Raw genomic sequence first — 20,220 nt, forward strand, 5'->3', positions numbered from 1 at the left:
TACCGCCCCGCGTCGCTTGTCGGCGCGGGGCACTCTTTTCTTCGCTCACGTTCGTTCCCCATGCTGTAGTTGCTGCCGGCTTGCCCGAGATCCCACGTTCTTCGCTCGATCTCGGAGTCGCACCATGGCGCACGCCAGCATCCCCATGTCGCTGTACCGTGCCGACCAGTTCCGCCATGCACTGCATGTGCGTGCGCTCGACACATCCGACGCATCCGTCCTGCGGACGCACGATTTCGACAGCGAGTTCCGATCGATCGCGCTTGCACTGACCGAACGGATCGAGATCGCCTTGCGCGGGCGGGTCGACCGCGCGGCACGGCACCGTTTCGGCAAGCTCTGGCACCTTGACCCGAAGGCGTTCCGGGACACGTTCGACCACGACTCGTTGCTGCGGCGCGCAGCAGGAGTACTCAACCGAGCAAACGACCCGGTGACGCAGAAGGTCTGGCGAGAGCGAGCGCTCGATCAGGTTCCCTTCGGGATGCTGGCCGAGGAGCTCAGCTTCGGTGAACTGTCGCGGCTGACGGGCGCCCTGGAACCCCGATTGCACGATGCGGTGGCCCTCGCGTTCCGCCTGCCTGCGGGAACGCTCCGTCCGTGCCTGCACCACATCACGCACGTCCGGAACTGCTGCGCCCACCACACGCGACTCTGGGGCCGCAGCTTCCGGATCCCGCCGCCGACCTTCCGCTCCCCCGCCGACCTGGTCGCTCGACTCGAAGGGCTGCCGAAGCGCACGCCGGTGCACTCCCTCGAACTGCTCGCACACCTCGCCGAGACCGTCGGCCCGTGCGACCGTCACGCCGATGCCGTCCGACGGTTGATCGACGAGCACGACGATCTGATCGGCGGCATCGGCGGACGGCCGAGCTGGGCGGCGAGGTGACCGCACGTCAGGACAGCTTCGCCAGCGCGAGGTTCAGGGCCAGCACGTTCACCACGGGCTCGCCGAGGAACCCGAGCTGCCGCGACTCGGTGTGCGATGCGACCAACTGCCGCACCGTGTCCTCGGACACGCCCCGCGCCGCTGCCACGCGCGCGACCTGCTGCGACGCGTACTCGGGGCTGATGTCCGGGTCGAGACCCGAACCCGAGGCGGTGACCGCGTCGGCGGGGACGTCCGCCTCCGAGACCCCGTCGGCCTCTGCCAGTGCCGCACGCCGCTCCTCGACGGCCTGCAGCAGGTCCGGGTTGTTCGGCCCGAGGTTCGAGCCGGACGAGCCCTGCGCGTCGTAGCCGTCCTCGCCGGCGGCGGACGGCCGCGACTGGAACCAGCGATCGGCCTGCTTGCCGGTGAACGACTGCCCGATCAACGAGGAGCCGACGGCCGTGCCGGACGAGTCCGTGACCATCGAGCCGTTGGCCTGGTCGTGGAACGCCGCCTGGCCGACCCCCCAGACGGCGAGCGGGTAGCCGACGCCGAGCACGACGGTGGCGAGCAGGGTGAGGCGGATCGCCACACCGGTGGAACGGACGGTGGAACGTGCAGATGCCATGACTAGAACCCCGGGATGAGACCGACCACGAGGTCGATCAGTTTGATGCCGATGAAGGGGACGACCACGCCGCCGAGCCCGTAGACGAGCAGGTTGCGGCCGAGGATCGACGACGCTGCGGCCGCGCGGTACTTGACGCCACGCAGGGACAGCGGGATGAGCGCCACGATGACGAGCGCGTTGAAGACGACCGCCGACAGGATCGCGGACGACGGGCTGTGGAGCCCCATGACGTTGAGCGCTGCGAGCCCGGGGAACGCCGCCTGGAACATCGCCGGGATGATCGCGAAGTACTTCGCGACGTCGTTGGCGATGGAGAAGGTGGTCAGGGCCCCGCGGGTGATGAGCAGCTGCTTGCCGATGCGGACGACGTCGATGAGCTTGGTCGGGTCGGAGTCGAGGTCGACCATGTTGCCCGCCTCCTTCGCCGCCGTCGTGCCGGTGTTCATCGCGACGCCGACGTCCGCCTGCGCCAGGGCCGGGGCGTCGTTGGTGCCGTCACCGGTCATGGCGACGAGGTTGCCGCCCTCCTGCTCGCGCTTGATGTACGCGAGCTTGTCCTCCGGGGTGGCCTCGGCGAGGAAGTCGTCGACGCCGGCCTCGTGCGCGATCGCGGCCGCGGTGCGGGGGTTGTCACCGGTGATCATCACCGTGCGGATTCCCATCGACCGGAGCTCGGCGAACCGTGCGGCCATGCCGTCCTTGACGACGTCCTTCAGGTGCACGACGCCGAGCAGGGCGACCGCGCCGTCCGAGGAGCGGCGACCGACGACGAGCGGCGTCCCGCCCTGGTCGGAGATCTCCGCCACGGTCGAGTCGATCGCGGCCACGAGACCAGCGTCGGGGGTGTCCGCCCAGGCCAGTACAGCAGCAGCGGCCCCCTTCCGGATCTGCGACCCGTCCGGCAGGTCCAGACCGGACATGCGCGTCTGCGCGGTGAACGGCACCTCGACGGCGCCGTCGGGCAGTGCCGGCGTCACCCCGGCGTCCGCGGCGAGCGACACGATCGAGCGCCCCTCTGGTGTCGAGTCGGCAGCGCTGGACAGCGCGGCTGCCTCCATGAGCGAGGCCTCGTCGATGCCCGGCACCGGCACCACCCGTGACGCCCGACGGTTGCCGTAGGTGATCGTCCCGGTCTTGTCGAGCAGCAGGGTGGTGATGTCTCCGGCGGCCTCGACCGCGCGGCCCGACATCGCGAGCACGTTGTGCTGCACGAGCCGGTCCATGCCGGCGATGCCGATCGCGGAGAGCAGGGCCCCGATGGTGGTCGGGATGAGGCAGACGAGCAGGGCGATGAGCACCGGCACGCTGACCGTCGCACCGACGAGTCCCGCGATGGGCTGCATCGTCAGGCAGACGATCACGAAGACGATCGACAACGAGGCGAGCAGGATGTTCAGCGCGATCTCGTTCGGCGTCTTCTGGCGTGCGGCGCCCTCGACCAGGCGGATCATCCGGTCGATGAAGGTCTCACCAGGGGTCGAGGTGATGCGCACGATGATCCGGTCCGACAGCACGCGGGTGCCACCGGTGACGGCACTGCGGTCACCGCCGGACTCGCGGATGACCGGTGCGGACTCCCCCGTGACGGCCGACTCGTCGACGGACGCGATGCCGTCGATGACGTCGCCGTCGCCCGGGATCACCTCGCCGGCGACCACGACCACGACGTCGCCCTTGGCCAGGTCGACCGATGCGACCTCCTCGGTCTCGTTGCCGTCCGCTGCTGCGTCGGCCTGGTCGTAGCCGAGCACCCGGCGGGCGCTCGTGGTCGAGCGGGTCTTCCGCAGGGTGTCGGCCTGCGCCTTGCCTCGCCCCTCGGCGACCGACTCCGCCAGGTTGGCGAAGACGACGGTGAGCCAGAGCCACACCGCGATCGCGATGGTGAACGCGGACGGCTCGACGACGGCGGCGGCCGTCGTCAGTGCTGCGCCGACCTCAACGATGAACATGACGGGGTTCCGCCACATGAGTCGCGGGTCGAGTTTCCGCAGGGCGCCCGGGAGGCCCGCCACCAGTTGACGGGGTCCGAATGCGGACGAGCGGGTGGCCGGCTCCACTGCGGTGCGCGGTTCCGGCTCGGTGGTCACGGTCATGACAGTCCTTCTGCGAGCGGGCCCAGTGCGAGCACCGGGAAGTAGGTGAGAGCGGTGACGATGACGGCGACGCCGCCGAGCAGCCCGATGAACAGCGGGCGGTGGGTGGGCAGCGTGCCGGCGGTCTCCGGCACTCGGTCCTGGGCGGCGAGGGACCCGGCGAGCGCCAGGACGAACACCATCGGCACGAAGCGGCCGAGCAGCATCACGACGCCGAGCGAGGAGTTCATCCACGTGGTGTTCGCGGTGAGTCCACCGAAGGCCGAGCCGTTGTTGTTCGCGCCCGAGGTGAACGCGTAGAGCAGCTCGGACAGCCCGTGGTTGCCGGGGTTGAAGATCGACGTGCCGAGCACCTGTTCGCGGACGCCGGGGATGACCAGGGACAGCCCGGTGGCGAGGAGCACCAGGGTCGGCGTCACCAGGATGTACAGCGCCGCGAAGGTCATCTCCTTGGCGCGGATCTTCTTGCCGAGGTACTCCGGCGTCCGGCCGACGAGCAGGCCGCCGATGAACACCGTGATGACGGCGAGCACGAGCATGCCGTACAGGCCGGAGCCGACACCGCCCGGGGTGACCTCGCCGAGCATCATGTTCAGCATCGCCATCATCCCGCCGATCGGGGTGAAGCTGTCGAACATGCCGTTCACCGCACCGGTCGAGGTCGCGGTCGACGTCGTGCCGAACAGGGTGGTGCCGAGGATCCCGAACCGGGTCTCCTTGCCCTCCATCGCCGCTCCGGCTGCGTGCGTCGCGAGTCCGCCGCCGCCGAGCTCGGCGATCGACATCACCGACAGGGACACGAGGAAGATCGCGCCCATCACGGCGAGGATCGCGTACCCCTGGCGGTCGTCACCGACGAGCCGCCCGAACGTGCGGGGCAGCGAGAACGGGATGACGAGCATCAGGAAGACCTCGACCAGGTTCGTCCACGCCTGCGGGTTCTCGAACGGGTGTGCCGAGTTGGCGTTGAAGTAGCCACCGCCGTTCGTGCCGAGTTCCTTGATCGCCTCCTGCGACGCGACGAACCCGTCGGGGATGTGCTGCGTGCCACCGATGAGCGTGGTGACGTCGGTGCCGCTCCCCCACGACTGGATGACACCGCCGGCGACGAGCACGATCGCGAACACGAACGCACCGGGCAGCAGCAGGCGACCGACACCGCGGACGACGTCCACCCACACGTTGCCGAGGGTGCCGGACTTGCGGCGGGCGAACCCGCGCACCAGGGCGACGGCGACGGCGAGCCCGACGGCGGCGGACAGGAAGTTCTGCACCGCGAGGCCGGCCATCTGCACGGTGTAGCCGACGGTCACCTCGGGTGAGTACGACTGCCAGTTCGTGTTCGCGACGAACGACGCCGCGGTGTTGAACGCGAGCGACGGGCCCACGGCGGGCAGACCGAGGTCGCCGGGCAGCACGACCTGGACGCGCTGCAGCAGGTAGACGAGCAGCAGCCCGACGACGCTGAAGAGCAGGACGCCGCGCAGGTACACGGGCCACGACTGTTCGGCGTCCGGGTCGACCCCGATCAGCCGGTAGACCGCGCGCTCGACCCGGTTGTGCCGGACGGGTGTGAAGACCTTCGCCATCCAGTCGCCGAGCGGGCGGTAGGCGACGACGAGCAGCAGGACGAGCGTGGCGACCTGGACGATCCCCGCCCAGACGTCGGCGGCGCCCACGCCCACGGCGCCCACTAGAACCGCTCCGGACGCACGAGCGCCCAGACGAGGTACACGACTGCGGCGATGCCGAGGACGGCGGCCGCGATGGTGATGCCGATCACAGCCGTTCCACCCCCTTGGCGATCAGTGCCACCACGCCGAACACGGCGAGGACACCGGCGACGACGAACACGTCGAACACGAGGGACTCCAGAAGGTCTGCGGTGTCCGCGCCGGGCGACGCGGACGGCACCACGTGTGGTGCCGAGACCGATGCTGGGTCCTGCACCGGGCCTCCCGACCGCTCCTAACGGTTTCCTCACGCCGCCCTGGCGGACGCATGCGCCCCGCTAACGCGCGCTCGCCGCCCGGAGTCGAGCTGCCGACGCGACGGTGGCGTCACGGAGGTCGTCCGGACCCTCGACGACGAAGTCGACCGCGAACCCCGCGAACGCTCCGGCGAGCCCCGGCCAGGACCACGAGCCGAGCGTGACCCGACTCCGGTCGTCGGGCAGAGACTCGACGACGGCGTCCTCGGGCAGGTAGGGCGTGACGGTCCGGGCGTCGGCGGCCGTCATCGTCACCGAGCCGGTGCACGGCCACACGTCTGCCTGCGCCGATCCCTTGAACCGCGCCGACACGAAGGCCACGGGGTCGCCGCCGGGGACGGGTCGCGGCGTGAACGGGACCCGGGTGCGCATCCGCGGGGTGATCCGGTCGATGCGGTGCGTGCGCCAGTCGCCGCGGTCGAGGTCCCAGCCGAGCAGGTACCAGCGGCCGTTCCGTGCGACGACGGCGTGCGGTTCGACGCGGCGGGGTGGGTGCAGGTCGTCGTCGCCCGCGTACGTGAAGCGGAGGACCTCGTGCAGGTGCACGGCCTTGCTCACGGCGACGAGCACGTCCGGGTCGGTGCGGGTCCGGCCGGACGTCGTCACGGCCTGCACCGCGTCGACCCGCGACCGGAGCCGCGCGGGCATGACCTGCCGGACCGTCGCGAGCGCTCGGGCGGCTGACTCCGCGATGTCCGCTCCGGAGGCGGGTGCGACGGCGAGCGCCAGGGCGATCGCCACGGCCTGGTCGTTGTCGAACAGCAGCGGCGGCAGGTCGGAGCCCGCTGCGAGCCGGTACCCGCCGGCGGGACCGCGCAGCGCTTCGACCTGGTACCCGAGCTCACGGAGGCGGTCGACGTCGCGGCGGACCGTGCGAGGGCTGACCTCGAGACGGCCGGCGAGCTCGTCGCCCGGCCAGTCGCGGTGCACCTGCAACAACGACAGCAGCGCGAGCATGCGCGAGGAGGGTCCGGCCATGTCGATCATCCTCGGCGAAGAAGCGGACATGATCTGACCGCATTGCCGGTCATCCTCGTTCCATGAGCATCGAGACGACAACCCACCTCAACTTCGACGGCAACGCCCGCGAGGCCCTCGACTTCTACGCATCGGTCTTCGGCGGCGAGGTCACCGCCGCCACCTACGGGCAGATGGGCGCCCTCGACGATCCCGCCTGGGCCGACCGGGTCGTCTTCGGCCAGGTCGCCACCGACGCCGGGTTCCGGGTCATGGCCTTCGACGTCTGGCCCGGGCAGCCCTACGACCAGGGATCGAACGCCTTCTACGTGTTCGTGCACGGGGACGACACCACCGAGATCGAGCGGTACTGGGCCGTGCTGTCCGACGGGGCCGAGATCCGGCAGCCGCTCGCCCCTTCAGCCTGGGCGCCACTCGCGGGGCAGCTCCGCGACCGGTTCGGCGTGGTCTGGCAGCTCGACGTCGCGGCGCCGACCGAGTGACGCGGCGGTGCGGCCGGGACGGTCCCGGCCGTACCGACGCTCGGACGTTTGTGAACCGCTTCCACACGGAAAGCGGCCGCCGGTAGCGTGCTGGCATGCCCGAGTTCCGTCCGATGCCCGGCTACGAGCTCGGGGACGGACGGGTGGCCGCCCGCCGACGCCGCTCCCGGTTCGGCCGCGTGTGGCGCTGGATCGGGCCGCCGGTCGCACTCGTCGCCGTCGTCGCTGCCGCGCTGCTGTTCCACTGGTACGCCGGCGTGGCCGACCAGGTCGAGTGGGAGTGCGCCGTGTCCACCTGCGGGACGAACGACCCGCGGTCCTTCGCACCGGAGGGGTGCTGGGCACTCCTGGTACTGGCTGCGCTCGGCGTCGGACGGCTGCCGGGACGCTGGTGGTGGCGAGCCGGGCTGCTGCTGGCGTTCGCCCTCGTCGCCGCGTGGTCGATCGACTGGTGGCGGATGCCCGGGATCGACCTCGGCCTGTTCGTGACGCCGATCGGAGCCGGGGGCGTCGGCGCCGTGCTGCTGCTCGCCCGGATCGGGATCGCGGTCGACCGTGCGCGCGGGCGAGCCCACACCGCGCGCCGGCGGGCCGAACAGGGCAGTCCGCGGGACGTGGCCGAGCGCTGACCCGGTCGGAGGATCAGCCCACGCGGCTCCACGTACTCACCGTCACGGCCGCGGTCACGCTCGTCGGCGCGAACACCTGCTCGGGGTCGACGTGGTGGTGGCTCGGCCCCATGTGCACGACGTCGTGGACGTCCTCGGCGGACAGGTCCATCGTCCACGTCAGGTCGTCGGAGGACCGCAGCCCGAACGACGGCGTGAGCGAGTCGTGCAGCCGCCGCTCCTTCTCGGGATCCACCGTGATGGTCGCCTCGGCCAGCTCCGCCAGGTGTCCGGTGCGCGGGGTCACCACCACGAGGAGGCCCTCGGGGTGCAGCACCCGCGCGTACTCGGTCTGGTTGCGCGGCGCGAAGACGTCCAGCACGACCGCGGCAGCGCCGTCGACGACCGGGAGGCGCTCGGTCACGTCCCCGACGACGGCTCCGGCACGTTCGTGGACGCGGGCCGCCCGTCGGATCGCGACCGCCGACAAGTCCAACGCGACTCCGAGCCTCCCGTCCGCCGCGCGCAGCGCATGCGCCAGGTACGTCCCCGGACCGGATCCGACGTCGAGCACGATGCCGGGCGCCGTCGCCTCGGCGACGACCGCGGCGAGCGCCCGCTCGACGGGCGCGTAGTGGCCCCGCCCCAGGAACCGCAGCCGGGCGTCGACCATCTCCGGGGTGTCCGCGGTGAGCGCCCGACGCTTCGCCGGCAGGAGCGTCAGGTGGCCCTGCTTCGCCTCGTCGAACCGGTGCCCGGTCGCGCAGCCGACCTGGCCGCCGTCGACCCGGCCGAGCGGCTCGGCGCACACGGGGCAGGCGAGCATCGGCAGCAGGTCGTCACGCACCGGCCCAGCGTACGGGGCCTGGCTAGCCTGGCCGGATGTCGCTGCAGCAGCTCTTCGGTCTCGACGGACGCGCCGCCCTGGTGACGGGAGGCAGTTCCGGCATCGGACAGGCGATCGCGGTCGCCCTGGCGGACGCGGGAGCGCACGTGCTCGTCGTAGCTCGGACACGGTCCACCATCGATGCGACGGTCGATGACATCCGTGCCGCTGGCGGTTCGGCCGACGGCATCGTCGCGGACTTGTCCACGCGCGCCGGAGCACACGCACTCGCCGCTGAGGCCGGCGACGTCGACGTCCTCGTGAACTCCGCCGGCATCAACCTCCGGCCACCGATGGCCGACCTCGACGAGGCCACCTGGGACGCCACGATGGCCGTCAACCTCGACGCGCCGTTCGTGCTCGGGCAGCGGCTCGCACCCGGCATGGCGGCCCGTGGGTACGGGCGGATCGTGTCGATCAGTTCGCAGCAGGCCCACCGCCCCTTCGCCGCCAGTGGCGCGTACGGGGTCTCCAAGGCCGGCCTGGAGGCACTGGCCCGGTCCCAGGCAGAAGCCTGGTCCGCGCAGGGGGTCACCTCCAACGTCCTCGTCCCCGGTTTCGTACGCACCCCGCTCAACGAGCGGCTCAGCGCCGACCCCGCGACCGTCGCCGCCCTCGCGGCACGGACGCTGGTCGGCCGGAACGGACTCGCCTCGGACTTCGCCGCCGCCGCGGTGTTCCTCGCCGGTCCCGGTTCGGCGTACGTCACGGGGCAGTCGATCGCGGTCGACGGCGGGTTCTCGGTCCACTAGGTCCTTCGGCGCCTGAGGTACTGGCAGGGCCTGCCTGTGCCGGGGACCGGCTGGCAGGATCGACGGCGTGAAGACACTGGAGTTGCCACAGACGGACCTCACCGCATCCGACGTCGTCGTCGGCCTGATGCGGATCAACGACATGAGCGACGAGGACATCCGCGCGCTCTACAGCGCGTCGCGTGACGCGGGCGTGAACATGTTCGACCACGCCGCGGTCTACGGCGAGTGGCACGGCTGCGAGGAGCGGTTCGGTGCCGCCGTGACGCTGTCGCCCGCGGAGCGCGCAGAGATCGTGCTGCAGACCAAGGTCGGCATCCGGCCGACGCCGAAGGGTGCGTACTTCGACTTCTCGTACGAGCACATCCTCGAGTCCGTGCACGAGTCGCTCGAGGCACTGCAGACCGACCACGTCGACGTCCTGCTGCTGCACCGCCCCGACGCCCTGGTCGAGCCGGAAGAGGTCGCGAAGGCCTTCGACGAGCTGCACGCCGCGGGCAAGGTGCACCACTTCGGCGTCTCGAACCACATCCCCGGCCAGGTCGACCTGCTCAAGAAGCACGTCCGCCAGCCGCTCGCGTTCAACCAGGTGCAGCTGAGCATCACCCACGCCAACGTCATCTCGCAGGGCCTGACCGCGAACATGGGCGGCCTCGAGCAGTCGATCTCCCGCGACAACGACATCCTCAACTACTCGCGCATCAACGACATCACGCTGCAGGCCTGGTCGCCGTTCCAGAAGGGCTTCTTCGACGGCGTCTTCCTGGGCGACCGGGAGCAGTACGCCGAGCTGAACGACGTGCTCGAGGAGGTCGCCGCCGCGCACGGTGTCACACCGACCGGCATCGCGGTCGCGTGGATCACCCGCCACCCCGCGCACTTCCAGGTCGTCCTCGGCACCACGAACCCGCAGCGCGTGCGCGACTCGGCGGCCGGCTCGGACGTCGAGCTGTCACGCGAGGAGTGGTACCGCATCTTCGACGCCGCGGGGCACACCGTTCCGTGAGTCGATCGGGCAGGGTGGGGTCGTGCTCCACGACCTCGCCCTGCCCGTCCGTCTGTCCGCCCGCGCCGGTTCGGTGGTGGTGCGGAACGCGGTCGACAGCGACCTCGACGCACTGATGGCGCTGCTCTCCGACGACCCGATCAGTGCCGCTCGCGGGGACGTCGCCGCGCCGGAGGACCGCCCGCAGTACGCCGCGGCACTCCGATCGATCGCGGACGACCCGGCGAACGCACTGCTCGTCGCCGAGGACGCCGACGGGCGGCTCGTCGGCACGCTGCAGCTCACCCGGATCCCGGGGATGGCCCGCCGTGGCTCGACCCGGCTGCTCGTCGAGGCCGTGCGGGTCAGCAGCGCACTCCGGTCCGGCGGCATCGGGAGTGCCCTGATGCGCTGGGTCACCGACATCGCGGCTCCGGACCTCGGGACCCCGCTCGTGCAGCTCACCTCGGACGCCGCCCGGACGGATGCGCACCGGTTCTACGAGCGCCTCGGCTTCACCGGCTCGCACGTCGGGTTCAAGTACCGCGTCCCCGGCGTCGGCGCACGCTGACGTTCCTTCCCAGAACGCGCGCGATGCAAGGTGCTTCCGGGCGTACCTGGTCGAAACTCCGGACCAGGTACGCCCGATTCGACCAGGCGCGCGCTAGTCGTCGGAGGCGGAGTCGGCAGACCGCGGTGTCGGCACGTGCACGTCGACCGGGGACACCCCGGCGGGGTCCGCGGAGGCACCGCCCACGACGTCGAACGAGATCCCGAGCATCGCCGGGTCCTCGTCGAGTTCGAGCCCGTCCTCCTTCGCCTGGTCCTCCGGGATTGCACGGCCACCAGACGGGTCCCACGAGTTCGCGATCGACATGCGCACGAGCATGCCCGAGCCGCTTGGCAATCGCCCAAGAAACCCCCGTGGACCCCCGAAGCGATCAGAGGTCGTCCGGGTGCAGCCGCTCGCCGGCCTGCGGGCGCCGGAACACCGGGCCACCGCCGGCTTCGTCCTCGTCGTGGTGGCTGACGGGCGAGACGCTCGGGTCGGCGGAGTCCTCGCCGACGTCGGCGCCGCGGTCCTCCTCGATCTCGAGTTCCGCCTCGTCGGAGCCGTCCACGGGGATGGCGGCGCCCTGCTGTTCCGGATCGAACGGTGTGCTCATCGACATGGGCCGAGCATGCTCCGGCCTGGTGAACAACGCGTCAACGCTGTCCGTCCGCCGCGATCAGCTCCAGCTGCGTCAGCGCCACGTCGGTGCCCGCGGTGAAGACGAACGACGAGCCGCCGCCGATGATCCGGAACACCCGGGTCTGCCCGGCCCAGGTGAACTCGGCACAGTCGACCGCCGTGACCGTCTCACCGAGGGACACCTGCCACGAGTACGACCCCGGAGTCGCGACCGTCACCGTGTACAGCGAGGCGGCGGGGCAGTCCACGTCGAACGAGACCGACTCCCCCGCGGCGAGCGCCGACACCGTGCGCCCGGTGTCGTCGACCAGCGGCGACGCCCCGACGGGCAGCAGGTCGACGGGGGCGTCCCGGTAGCCGTGCACCTCGGACGCCGACACCGGGCGGGTGTCCGACGCCCAGCCCTGCGGTTCGGGTGACAGCGTGAAGACGATGTGCGACGCCGACACCACCACGTGGTGCGGGATGCTGACCGACGTCCAGGGCGACCCGTCGACCGTCACCGACGCGACGTACGCACCTGCGGAACCGTCGGCGACCTCGATGACGGTGGGCGTTCCTCCCGGCTGCTGCAGCACCGTCCTGCGGACCGACGGCGGCACGAGCACGTAGGTGCCGGTCGACGGCGCCAGCGGGTACAGGCCGATCGTCGCGAAGACGTACCAGGCGCTCATCTCGCCGTTGTCCTCGTCGCCGGGGTAGCCCTGGCCGAGGTCGGAGCCGACGAACAGCCGCTCCAGCGATTCCCGCACGATGCGGTGCGCGTCGTCGTGCCGCCCGGTGAACATCGGGAAGAACGGGATGTGGTGCGCCGGCTGGTTGGACAGGCCGAGCATGCCCATCCGGACGTCGCGGGCCTCGGTCATCTCGTGGATCGGGAAGCCGTACGCGCCGGAACGGACGGTCGCGCCGGTCTCGGGTGTCGCGAAGAACGCGTCGATCGCGGCGTCGAACCGCGCCGGCCCGCCGTGCAGGTCCACGATGCCGGCGCCGTCGTGGGGTGCGGTGAAGGCCGTGCCCCAGGCGTTCGTCTCGGTGTAGTCGTCGCCCCAGTCACGCGGGTCGAACTCGGTGCCGACCCGCCACGAGCCGTCGGGGTCGCGGCCGATGAAGAAGCCCCGCTCGGAGTCGAACACGTGCCGGTACTGCAGCGATCGACGGGCGAACCACTCCGCCTCGGCCTCGTACCGGGACAGGTCCGCGGGCGTGTTCGCCCGTGACGCGAGCAGGCCCGCCATGACGGCGAGTCCCCAGTCGTTGATCGCGGCGTCCAGGGTCCAGGACATCCCCTCGGACGTCGCCGTGTCGACGTGGCCACGGAAGGCGCCCGGGAGGCTCCCCTTCCGTCCGACCCGCTCGTCACGCGGCGGGACGGTCGCGTTCCGGACCGCGCTCCGGTACGCCTCGGCGAGGTCGAACCCGGTGATGCCCTTCGCCGCGAGGTCGGCGAAGACGGTGTCGCTCGTGGTGCCCGTCATGCAGTCCTCGGCGCCGGGGGCGCTCCAGCGCGGGGTCCACCCGCCGTCGTGGTGGTGCTCGACGAAGCCCTGCGCGAGCGCACCGGCGGTCTCCGGGGTGAGGAGCCCGAGGAGCGGCCAAGCGGTGCGGTAGGTGTCCCAGAACCCGTTCGTCGTGGTGAACGGCCCCTCGACGACCTCCGGCCCGGGCTCGTCGCGGATCGGGTCGGCGAGGACGGCTCCGTACGGCGAGCGGTGGTGCGGCGATCCGGTCAGGGCGGTCTCGCCGGCACGGTTCGGGTAGAGGAACAGCCGGTACAGGCCGGAGTACAGGCTCGTCAGCTGGTCCTCTGTGGCTCCGTCGAACGAGAGCGTCGCGAGCTTCGCCGTCCAGAGCGCCTCGGCGCGGGTGCACATGGTGTCGAAGGTGCCGGCGTCGTCGAGGTTCGCGCGGGCGTCCTCGATCGAGACCGTCGAGATACCGAGCAGGACGTCGACGGGACCGCCGCCGTCCACGGTCAGCCAGCCGCGCAGCTCGTGCTCGCTGATGCTGGTGTGGTCCGCGGTCACGGACGGGATCCGGACGTGCACGTGGTGCGGCGGGGTGCCGGGGCGGTCGTCGAGGACGGCCTCGACCACGGCGGTGCCGTCGGTGATCGTCACGGAGACGTCGGACACCCGGCCGTGGTGGTCGAGCACGATGCTGCGGGTCCCGGTGAAGCGGAACCCGAGGGCGAACTCCCCCGCGGTCATCTCGGCCGTGACACCCTGGTCGAGGGCGACGCGGTACCGGTGCGGACCGTCGAGTTCGTCGTCGTGGTCGAACCCGAGGGCACGTGCGGCCCGGTCGACGTCGGGGGTGTCGAGGGGTGACGGCATGACCTGGAACACGCCGCGGTCGCCCATCCACGGCGACGGGATGTGACTCGTCGCGAAGGCCTGGATCGCCGGCCGGACCCGCCCGTCGGCCTCGGTGCGGGCGTGCTCCTGGTACGCGTACGGCCAGCGGTTGCTCGACGCGTCGGTCATCGGCAGGCCGAACACACCGCCGTGCGGGACGCCGACGAGCGGGGCGTTGTTGCCGCGGGAGAACCGTGACGAAGCCTGTGTGCCGCGGGTGGTGCGGACGTGGTCGAGCGGCGTGGCCGGCGTCGGCCGAGCCGGGCCGATGCGGACGTCGTCGAGCCAGCCGCGGAGGGCTGGACGCTCGCCGTCGGCGTCCGACGGCTGGGTGTCGGAGCCGAGCCGGGCCTCCAGTCGGTCGACGACCCGCCCCGCGAACGGCGTGAGGTCCACCGCGCGACGGTTCCACTGGTCGACCCACTGCTTGCGGGCCGTGTCCTGCGCGTCGGGCGTGAGCGCGTCGCCGTACTGGTCGCGTGCGTGTCCGCCGCGCGCGGGCCCGTGGTCGCTCAGTCGCGTGCCGTCGGTGAAGACGACGTCGACGGCGAAGGCCGTGGCGTCCCAGAAGTGCGGCAGGTCCGCCTCGGTGGGCTCGGCCGCGCCCTGCGGCAGCGTGCGCTCCGGGAACCAGACCCACGACAGTTCGTCGCCGGGTGCGACCACCCGGCCGCCGGAGCCGGGGACGAGCGCCACCACGGCACCGTCACCCGCCGGTCGTTCGACCAGCCACCCCTCCGACGATCCGAAGCCGACACCGTTCCGCGCCGCGACGGCCGTCGTCGGCCCACCGCTCCGTTGCAGTTCTCGCACGGGTCCAGCGTATTTGTTCCAGCGTCTGGACGAAAACGCTCGGCGTGTCAGCCCTTGTTCTGTGTCAGCCCTTGTTCTGCCCGGGGGCGTTCTCCGAGTTGCCGGGACCTGCGTCCGCCGACGTGTCGGTCGTGGTGTCGGCCGCGCCGTCGGCTGGGTCGGCGCCGTCCTGCGGCTCCTGCACCGGGTTCGAGACCGGCGCGCTCGGCTCCGGACCGACGGACGGCTCCTGGCTGGGCTCGGCGGGCTCACTCGGCTGCTCGGCCGGCTCGGACGGCTGCTCCGCCGGCTCGGAGGGCTGCTGCTCGGCCGGCTGACTCGGCTGCTGCTGCTCCTGGCTCGGCTGCTGCTCCTGGCTCGGCTGCTGTTCTTCCTCGCTGGGCTGCTGCTCGGTCGGTGCGGTCGAGGTCGTGTCCGTCGGGGCCGGTGTGCCGTCGTCGTCGCCGTTCAGCGCGAACACCGCGACCCCGATGCCGATCAGCACCAGGACGACCACGACGATCGCCGTGATGATCGGCCCCTTGCGGCGCTTCTCGCGCTTCGACGGGTCGTCACCGGAGCCCGGTCGGACGGGCGGGGCCGCGGGGGGCACCCCGCCTCCGCCGCCGGTCGGGCCGCCGGCGCCGCGCTGGGCACCGAGGACGGTGGTCGACACGTCGTCCGCCGCGTTCGGCTGCTGGGCGTCCATCACGCGGGTCGCGTCGTCCGCGCCCGGCTGTCCACCCGGACGGGAGGCACCACTCGCCGGCATCACGCGGGTCGCGTCGTCCGCGTGCGCGGCCATCGGAGCCGTGGCTGCGGCGGCGGCTGCACCCGCTGCCGCGCCGGCGCCCGCTGCCGTCAGCGTTCCGGGGCCGCCGGGCAGGAGTTGCGTGGCGGCTCCGGGCTCGTCGCGACCCAGAGCGCGGAGTCGTTCGGCCGCCTCGCCCGCGCTCGGGCGCTCGGACGGGTCCTGCGCCGTCATCACGTGCAGGAGCGTGCGCCAGGCCGTCGGCAGGTGCTGGTCGATCTCCGGGCTGCGGGTGAGTCGTGCGGTCGCGGACTCGATGGCGCTGCCCGGGAAGGGTGTCTTGCCCGTCAAGCACTCGAGCAGCACCAGCCCGAGCGCGTAGACGTCGGCCTTGCCGGTGATCTCCTGCGCCAGGACCTGCTCCGGCGCGAGGTACGCGGCGGTCCCCATCACGGTGCCCGTCCCCGTCACACGCGAGGCGTCACGCAGCAGGGCGATGCCGAAGTCCGCGAGCTTGACGTGGCTGCCGTCGCGCTCGAGGAGCACGTTGGCGGGCTTGACGTCGCGGTGGACGATGCCCTGCGCGTGCACGGCGCTCAGCCCGTCGGCCACCTGTGCGCCGACGCGGGCGGCGGTCGTGGGGTCGAGCGGTCCCTCGCGCAGCCGGGTGGCCAGGTCACTGCCGGGCACGAGTTCCATGACGAGGTACGAGTCGCCGTCGGCGTCGTCGAGGGCTGCGTCGTACAGGGTGACGAGGGCCGGGCTGCGCAGCGTCGCGAGGGTCTGGATCTCCGACTCGGCACGCGCGCGTTCACCGTGGTCGACCGGTCCGATGCGGAACACCTTGACGGCGACCTCACGTCCGAGCTGCTCGTCGACCGCCCGGTACACGGACGCCATGCCACCGTGTCCGAGCGTGCCCGTGACGCGGTACCTGCCGCCGAAGACCCGTTCTTCCATGACGGGCAACCTACCGGTAGCGGCTGACGGGGCCACTCATCCGGCTCGGTCCGGGGCGGGCTCGGCACCGTGGCGGAGCGCCGTCAGGTACAGCCGGTGCGCCGTGATCACGAGGGCGAGCCAGGCGAGTCCCAGCGCCCAGGCTGCCAGAACGTCGGTGAGCCAGTGGTGCCCGAGGAACACCCGCGAGGCCCCGACGGACAGCACGAACAGAGTCCCGACGACGATCGTCCACACCCGCGTGACGACCCGCGACTGCCGCAGGAGCAACAGGTACACGATCGTCCCCACGATGACCGTCGCGTTGAGGGTGTGGCCGGACGGGAACGACGGCGAGTGCTCGTACGGTGGCACCGCGTCGGAGAGCGGCGGACGCGCCCGACCGATGAGGTCCTTGCCCGCGATCGTCATGAGCAGCGAACCGCCGCTCGCGGCGACCAGGAGTACCAGTGGCGTCCACGCACGGCGCTGGATCGTGAAGCCGACCAGGAAGCCCAGGGCGACGATGGGCATCCCGATCGTGCCCGCGATGTCGGTCCACCACGTGACCAGACGATCCCCCACGGGCGACCGGAGGGTGAGCGCCCAGTCGAGCACCGGCCGGTCGAGCACGGCGACGTCGTCGGCTTCGCGGACCGCGTCGTAGACCTCGGAGGCGATCCAGGTCGCGACGACGGCGATCCCGATGCCGACGGCCAGCGTGAGGAGCAGGAGCGGCATCGCGCCGTACCGGTGGCCGAGGGCGGTCCAACCCCGAGCGGTCGCGCGGCCTGCGCGGGTGCGCCAGCGGGTGAGGTCGACCTCGCCGACGGTGCGGTCGGCGGCGTTCCCGCGTTCGGTGTCCATCCGTCCACCCTGCCCAGGTGCGGTGGGGTCGGTTACGGGGTTCCGCCGTCCGTCGACGCGATCGAGGCCGTGCACGGCCTCGAGGACCTCGTCGTCGAATGCGGGAGCACCCGGTCGCCCGCTGTCCCGCCCCACGGTGACACCGGCGCTACCGGCGTGCACCCAGCGCACGATCGATCGCTGCGACTGCGCGCTCCGCATCGCCGGATGTGGCGAGGAACACCTGTCCGTTCGGCCTGGCGATCCGCACAGCCTGTTGTCCCTGCGCGGCCAGGAGCAGGCCACCGCGGCGACTTGCTCCTTTGACGCCCCATCCTCCGAAGTCTTCCATGGGGCGCACGTCGACGCTGTTCACCGATGCAATGTCGGTGATCGCGATGCGGACTGCCCAGAAGGGCACTGCGACGAACCAGACTGCGTCCCGCGTGGCGATGATCGCCACCACCGGAGCAACGAGCATCATCACGAGCGCACCACTCCCGACACCGAGCATCCACCAGCCACTCGCCTCCGGGAACTCGGCGAGGGAGAAGACGCAAACCAGCAGCGGGCCGCTGCAGAGGATGAGTCGGAGGCCGATGTCGAAGCGTTGCCAGGAGAGAACACTCATGCGTCCATCCGATCGTTGCGGGGCGCCCGGAGGTAGAGCACCAGAAGTGCCGCCATCGAGAGGAAGAACGACCAGAGACCGAACATGACACCGATGGAGAAATGGAAGGCGAGCAGGATCGGGAGGGCGATCCTCCTGACCTCTGGACGCACGAACAGCAGCGCCGCTGCCAGCAGCTCGAGTGCCAGGACGCCGTAGTTGACGATGACCGCGCCAGCGAGCGCGTCCTGTGCGACCTCGGCAAGCCAGAGGAACGCCGCCGGGGGCCGGAAGCTGGGTTCTTGGATCCAGTACCAGAGCGCGGTCCCGTTCGCCCACTCCGCCACGGCGAACTTCGCGATCGCCGCGTTGGCGTACAAGACGGAGGCCTGGACCCAGACGATCACCAGGACACCCCAGGCCACCCCTCGGACTCCCCACGGCCGCGCACTCCACCGACGGTCTGGTGACCAGTGACTGCGCCGACGGTCGAGGAGGAGAAGCGGGACCAAGAGCAGTGTGAGTACGGCCGCCACCTGGTCCCCGCCATCGCGGATCGGAGAGCAGATGTTGAGACTCCAGGCCACCCACCAGTGCGGAACTGCGGTGACCGCGGGGAGGTAACCGCTCAGTACCGCCAGCATGACCACGACCACGAGAGTCATGGTCGCCGGCGTGGCACCTCCAGCCATACAGAACAATGACCACCGAGCGGTTGCTGCGTCACACACGACGCCATCCGGGTTGTCCGGAGTCTCGATGAAGAGCGCTGCGCTCGGCGTCACAAGCACCGTGAGGAGCGTGGACAGCGCGAGGAGAGTGCGTGCAACCGCCAGCGATGAGCTGTACGGCGAGACCTCATCGATGAACCGAACTGCGGCGTCCAGGAGTCCCCGCCCTGCCGAGGCCGGATCTCTCCACTCTGAACGCACTCCCCGGGCGAGGGACTGCAGGTTCATCTGCACCGAACCTCCACCACAGCGATCTCCTCGATGAGCGGGTCCATGCCGCGGAACGCCCAAGGCACGGGCTCCTCCCGTGCGAGTGTGATCTTCCCGCACAAGGAGTTCAGTTCATTCGTCACCCGGACTGACTGATGCTCCAGTCCCTCGCCGCACACGGTGACGTCCATGCCTTCCTCACAGCGACGCCAATCCCCAGGGTCCAGCTTCCGCATGACCCGCTCGACGTCGATCCCGCCGAGTCGAGAAGCGCGGTTCAACCCGAAGGACCACTTCCCCTGCGAGTTCGGGGCAGTGCCCACTGCATTGCCTTCGTCGTCGTACGCAACCACGAACGACTCTCGTGGCGACTTCGTGAAGAAAGACCACCCTTCCGGGATGACCTCCCGCGCCACGTTGGCCACACGTTTCGAGGCAGGCCCGAGATGATCGGCCGTGGGGAGGGACAGCGCGGTCACACCGCTCACGGTGACGGCGACCACCGCCACGCACAGCGCAAGGGCACGGACCTCTGGGTTGAGCACCGACGCCTACTGGATGATCGAGGCGACCTGCACGGCGAGACGCTCTCGCGCCGCTGTGCTCTCGGACCCGGTCGCGGCCTTCCCGCACCAGGTCCAAGCGCCGCACCACAGCGCTACGGAGACAACGACCGCTACCGCTGCAGTCGCTACCGCGGCGTTGTGTGCGCCGACCGCCGCGTACGCGACGCACACCACCGCGACGCCGCACCGACCGCTCCCCTGTGCTGACGGAAGAGCCGCAGGGTCGACACCCTCCGCCTCCATCTGCTTGCGTGTGTGATCGACGACGATCACACCGAGCTCGGCGGAAGCCGTCTGGACGCGATACACATTCCCGCTCCTGAGACCCTGCAGGACGGGCCGCAGACGTTCCTTCTCGGCGGACAACACCTCCGAGCTGGCTGCGCGCGCTTTCGCGCGGTAGCCATCAACGTCGAAATCGTCTGACACGAGTACGTCGGTCCCGACCTCAGTGCCCAGTCGCCCGGCGAGATCGCCAGCGCCGAATGCAAGCGCGTTCACGATCTCCACGTCAGACGGTCCGGCCGCCACCGAGGACGGGGCACCAGTCGCTGGACTGGTGCCGACCAGGCTCCCGGCCAGGAGGACCGCTGCTGCAAAGCTGGCAAGTGAGTGCTTCATCGCATTCCTTTCGTCAATGCGAGAACACTGGCATACATATGTCACCGACACAATGTTCACCCTGGATCGGCCGGTTGCAGGCCTCACCGGCCGGGAGAGCCGCCTCGCACCGCCGCAACACTCCGGCGAGAGCGCTGGAGGATGACGAGACCGACGGTCACCCCGACCGCGGCCATGAAGGGGGTCAGGAACCACGCGATGACGATCGGGACGGCCCGCTCAACCGGTGCTTCGACGCGGAGCATCAACGACAGGGCGACGATCGGCAGCGTGAGCGTGGCCACCCAGCAGACCACCGCCAGCACGGTGAGCAGCACAGCGGCACCCTG

General features: G+C 71.0%; 23 protein-coding genes. 6 read left to right on the forward strand and 17 right to left on the reverse strand.

What is annotated here, in order from left to right; genetic code table 11:
* The first annotated feature begins 16 nt into the window (after positions 1-16).
* Positions 17-889 (forward strand): Abi family protein, encoded by an 873-nt coding sequence (locus KZI27_RS19295; protein WP_222658853.1) that lies wholly within the window; start codon positions 17-19, stop codon positions 887-889.
* Positions 890-896: 7 nt separating this feature from the next.
* Here the strand turns inward: KZI27_RS19295 and kdpC are convergent, their stop codons facing one another.
* The 6 genes from kdpC to KZI27_RS19325 form a co-directional block, all read right to left on the reverse strand.
* Positions 897-1,499 carry a potassium-transporting ATPase subunit KdpC gene (gene kdpC / locus KZI27_RS19300; protein ID WP_222658854.1) on the reverse strand — a complete coding sequence of 201 codons (603 nt, stop codon included), beginning with the start codon at positions 1,497-1,499 and terminating at the stop codon, positions 897-899.
* A gap of 2 nt (positions 1,500-1,501) precedes the next feature.
* Entirely contained in the window at positions 1,502-3,595 is a 2,094-nt protein-coding gene (gene kdpB / locus KZI27_RS19305) for a potassium-transporting ATPase subunit KdpB (RefSeq protein WP_222658855.1), read from the reverse strand.
* Entirely contained in the window at positions 3,592-5,274 is a 1,683-nt protein-coding gene (kdpA, locus tag KZI27_RS19310; RefSeq protein ID WP_222661509.1) for a potassium-transporting ATPase subunit KdpA, read from the reverse strand. Before kdpA ends, kdpB begins: the two co-directional genes overlap by 4 nt.
* 14 nt (positions 5,275-5,288) lie before the next feature.
* A complete protein-coding gene (locus tag KZI27_RS19315) occupies positions 5,289-5,378 on the reverse strand; it encodes a potassium-transporting ATPase subunit F (protein ID WP_017887940.1) in 90 nt (29 codons plus the stop codon).
* Positions 5,375-5,545: a hypothetical protein gene (locus KZI27_RS19320; RefSeq protein WP_181437361.1), complete on the reverse strand. Its 171-nt coding sequence runs from the start codon at positions 5,543-5,545 to the stop codon at positions 5,375-5,377. The genes KZI27_RS19315 and KZI27_RS19320 overlap by 4 nt, the downstream gene beginning before the upstream one ends.
* Positions 5,546-5,606: 61 nt before the next feature.
* Positions 5,607-6,563: a helix-turn-helix transcriptional regulator gene (locus KZI27_RS19325; protein WP_222658856.1), complete on the reverse strand. Its 957-nt coding sequence runs from the start codon at positions 6,561-6,563 to the stop codon at positions 5,607-5,609.
* 62 nt (positions 6,564-6,625) lie between these two features.
* Here KZI27_RS19325 and KZI27_RS19330 point away from each other — a divergent pair, with 62 nt between their 5' ends.
* Entirely contained in the window at positions 6,626-7,045 is a 420-nt protein-coding gene (locus tag KZI27_RS19330; protein ID WP_222658857.1) for a VOC family protein, read from the forward strand.
* 95 nt (positions 7,046-7,140) lie between these two features.
* Complete coding sequence (locus KZI27_RS19335) at positions 7,141-7,674, forward strand: hypothetical protein (RefSeq protein WP_222658858.1); 534 nt, start codon at positions 7,141-7,143, stop codon at positions 7,672-7,674.
* 13 nt (positions 7,675-7,687) lie between these two features.
* Here KZI27_RS19335 and KZI27_RS19340 read toward each other — a convergent pair whose 3' ends face one another.
* The gene (locus KZI27_RS19340; RefSeq protein WP_222658859.1) at positions 7,688-8,500 is read right to left on the reverse strand and encodes a putative RNA methyltransferase; all 813 of its coding nucleotides are present in this window, start codon (positions 8,498-8,500) and stop codon (positions 7,688-7,690) included.
* Between the two features lie 35 nt (positions 8,501-8,535).
* Between KZI27_RS19340 and KZI27_RS19345 the strand changes: the two genes are divergently transcribed.
* The 3 genes from KZI27_RS19345 (at position 8,536) to KZI27_RS19355 (ending at position 10,847) form a co-directional block, all read left to right on the forward strand.
* Entirely contained in the window at positions 8,536-9,291 is a 756-nt protein-coding gene (locus KZI27_RS19345) for an SDR family NAD(P)-dependent oxidoreductase (protein ID WP_222658860.1), read from the forward strand.
* Between the two features lie 67 nt (positions 9,292-9,358).
* Entirely contained in the window at positions 9,359-10,297 is a 939-nt protein-coding gene (locus KZI27_RS19350; protein ID WP_222658861.1) for an aldo/keto reductase family oxidoreductase, read from the forward strand.
* A 22-nt stretch (positions 10,298-10,319) separates the two neighbouring features.
* Positions 10,320-10,847 (forward strand): GNAT family N-acetyltransferase, encoded by a 528-nt coding sequence (locus KZI27_RS19355; protein WP_222658862.1) that lies wholly within the window; start codon positions 10,320-10,322, stop codon positions 10,845-10,847.
* Between the two features lie 93 nt (positions 10,848-10,940).
* Here KZI27_RS19355 and KZI27_RS19360 read toward each other — a convergent pair whose 3' ends face one another.
* From KZI27_RS19360 to KZI27_RS19405, 10 genes are all read right to left on the reverse strand, one after another.
* Positions 10,941-11,153 carry a hypothetical protein gene (locus KZI27_RS19360; RefSeq protein WP_222658863.1) on the reverse strand — a complete coding sequence of 71 codons (213 nt, stop codon included), beginning with the start codon at positions 11,151-11,153 and terminating at the stop codon, positions 10,941-10,943.
* Positions 11,154-11,217: 64 nt separating this feature from the next.
* Positions 11,218-11,448, reverse strand: a complete 231-nt coding sequence (locus KZI27_RS19365; RefSeq protein WP_222658864.1) for a hypothetical protein — start codon at positions 11,446-11,448, stop codon at positions 11,218-11,220.
* 34 nt (positions 11,449-11,482) lie between these two features.
* Positions 11,483-14,638: a GH92 family glycosyl hydrolase gene (locus KZI27_RS19370; protein WP_261783988.1), complete on the reverse strand. Its 3,156-nt coding sequence runs from the start codon at positions 14,636-14,638 to the stop codon at positions 11,483-11,485.
* A gap of 64 nt (positions 14,639-14,702) precedes the next feature.
* Positions 14,703-16,328, reverse strand: a complete 1,626-nt coding sequence (locus tag KZI27_RS19375; RefSeq protein ID WP_222658865.1) for a serine/threonine-protein kinase — start codon at positions 16,326-16,328, stop codon at positions 14,703-14,705.
* A 36-nt stretch (positions 16,329-16,364) separates the two neighbouring features.
* Positions 16,365-17,174 (reverse strand): phosphatase PAP2 family protein, encoded by an 810-nt coding sequence (locus tag KZI27_RS19380; protein ID WP_222658866.1) that lies wholly within the window; start codon positions 17,172-17,174, stop codon positions 16,365-16,367.
* Positions 17,175-17,322: 148 nt separating this feature from the next.
* The gene (locus tag KZI27_RS19385) at positions 17,323-17,784 is read right to left on the reverse strand and encodes a hypothetical protein (protein WP_222658867.1); all 462 of its coding nucleotides are present in this window, start codon (positions 17,782-17,784) and stop codon (positions 17,323-17,325) included.
* The gene (locus KZI27_RS19390; protein WP_222658868.1) at positions 17,781-18,722 is read right to left on the reverse strand and encodes a sporulation-delaying protein SdpB family protein; all 942 of its coding nucleotides are present in this window, start codon (positions 18,720-18,722) and stop codon (positions 17,781-17,783) included. Before KZI27_RS19390 ends, KZI27_RS19385 begins: the two co-directional genes overlap by 4 nt.
* The gene (locus KZI27_RS19395) at positions 18,719-19,249 is read right to left on the reverse strand and encodes an SdpA family antimicrobial peptide system protein (RefSeq protein ID WP_222658869.1); all 531 of its coding nucleotides are present in this window, start codon (positions 19,247-19,249) and stop codon (positions 18,719-18,721) included. Before KZI27_RS19395 ends, KZI27_RS19390 begins: the two co-directional genes overlap by 4 nt.
* A 6-nt stretch (positions 19,250-19,255) precedes the next feature.
* Positions 19,256-19,780: a hypothetical protein gene (locus KZI27_RS19400; RefSeq protein ID WP_222658870.1), complete on the reverse strand. Its 525-nt coding sequence runs from the start codon at positions 19,778-19,780 to the stop codon at positions 19,256-19,258.
* 194 nt (positions 19,781-19,974) lie between these two features.
* Positions 19,975-20,208, reverse strand: coding sequence for a hypothetical protein (locus KZI27_RS19405; protein WP_222658871.1), 234 nt, complete (start codon positions 20,206-20,208; stop codon positions 19,975-19,977).
* Positions 20,209-20,220: the final 12 nt, after the last annotated feature.

Source organism: Curtobacterium sp. TC1 (assembly GCF_019844075.1).
Lineage (GTDB): Bacteria > Actinomycetota > Actinomycetes > Actinomycetales > Microbacteriaceae > Curtobacterium.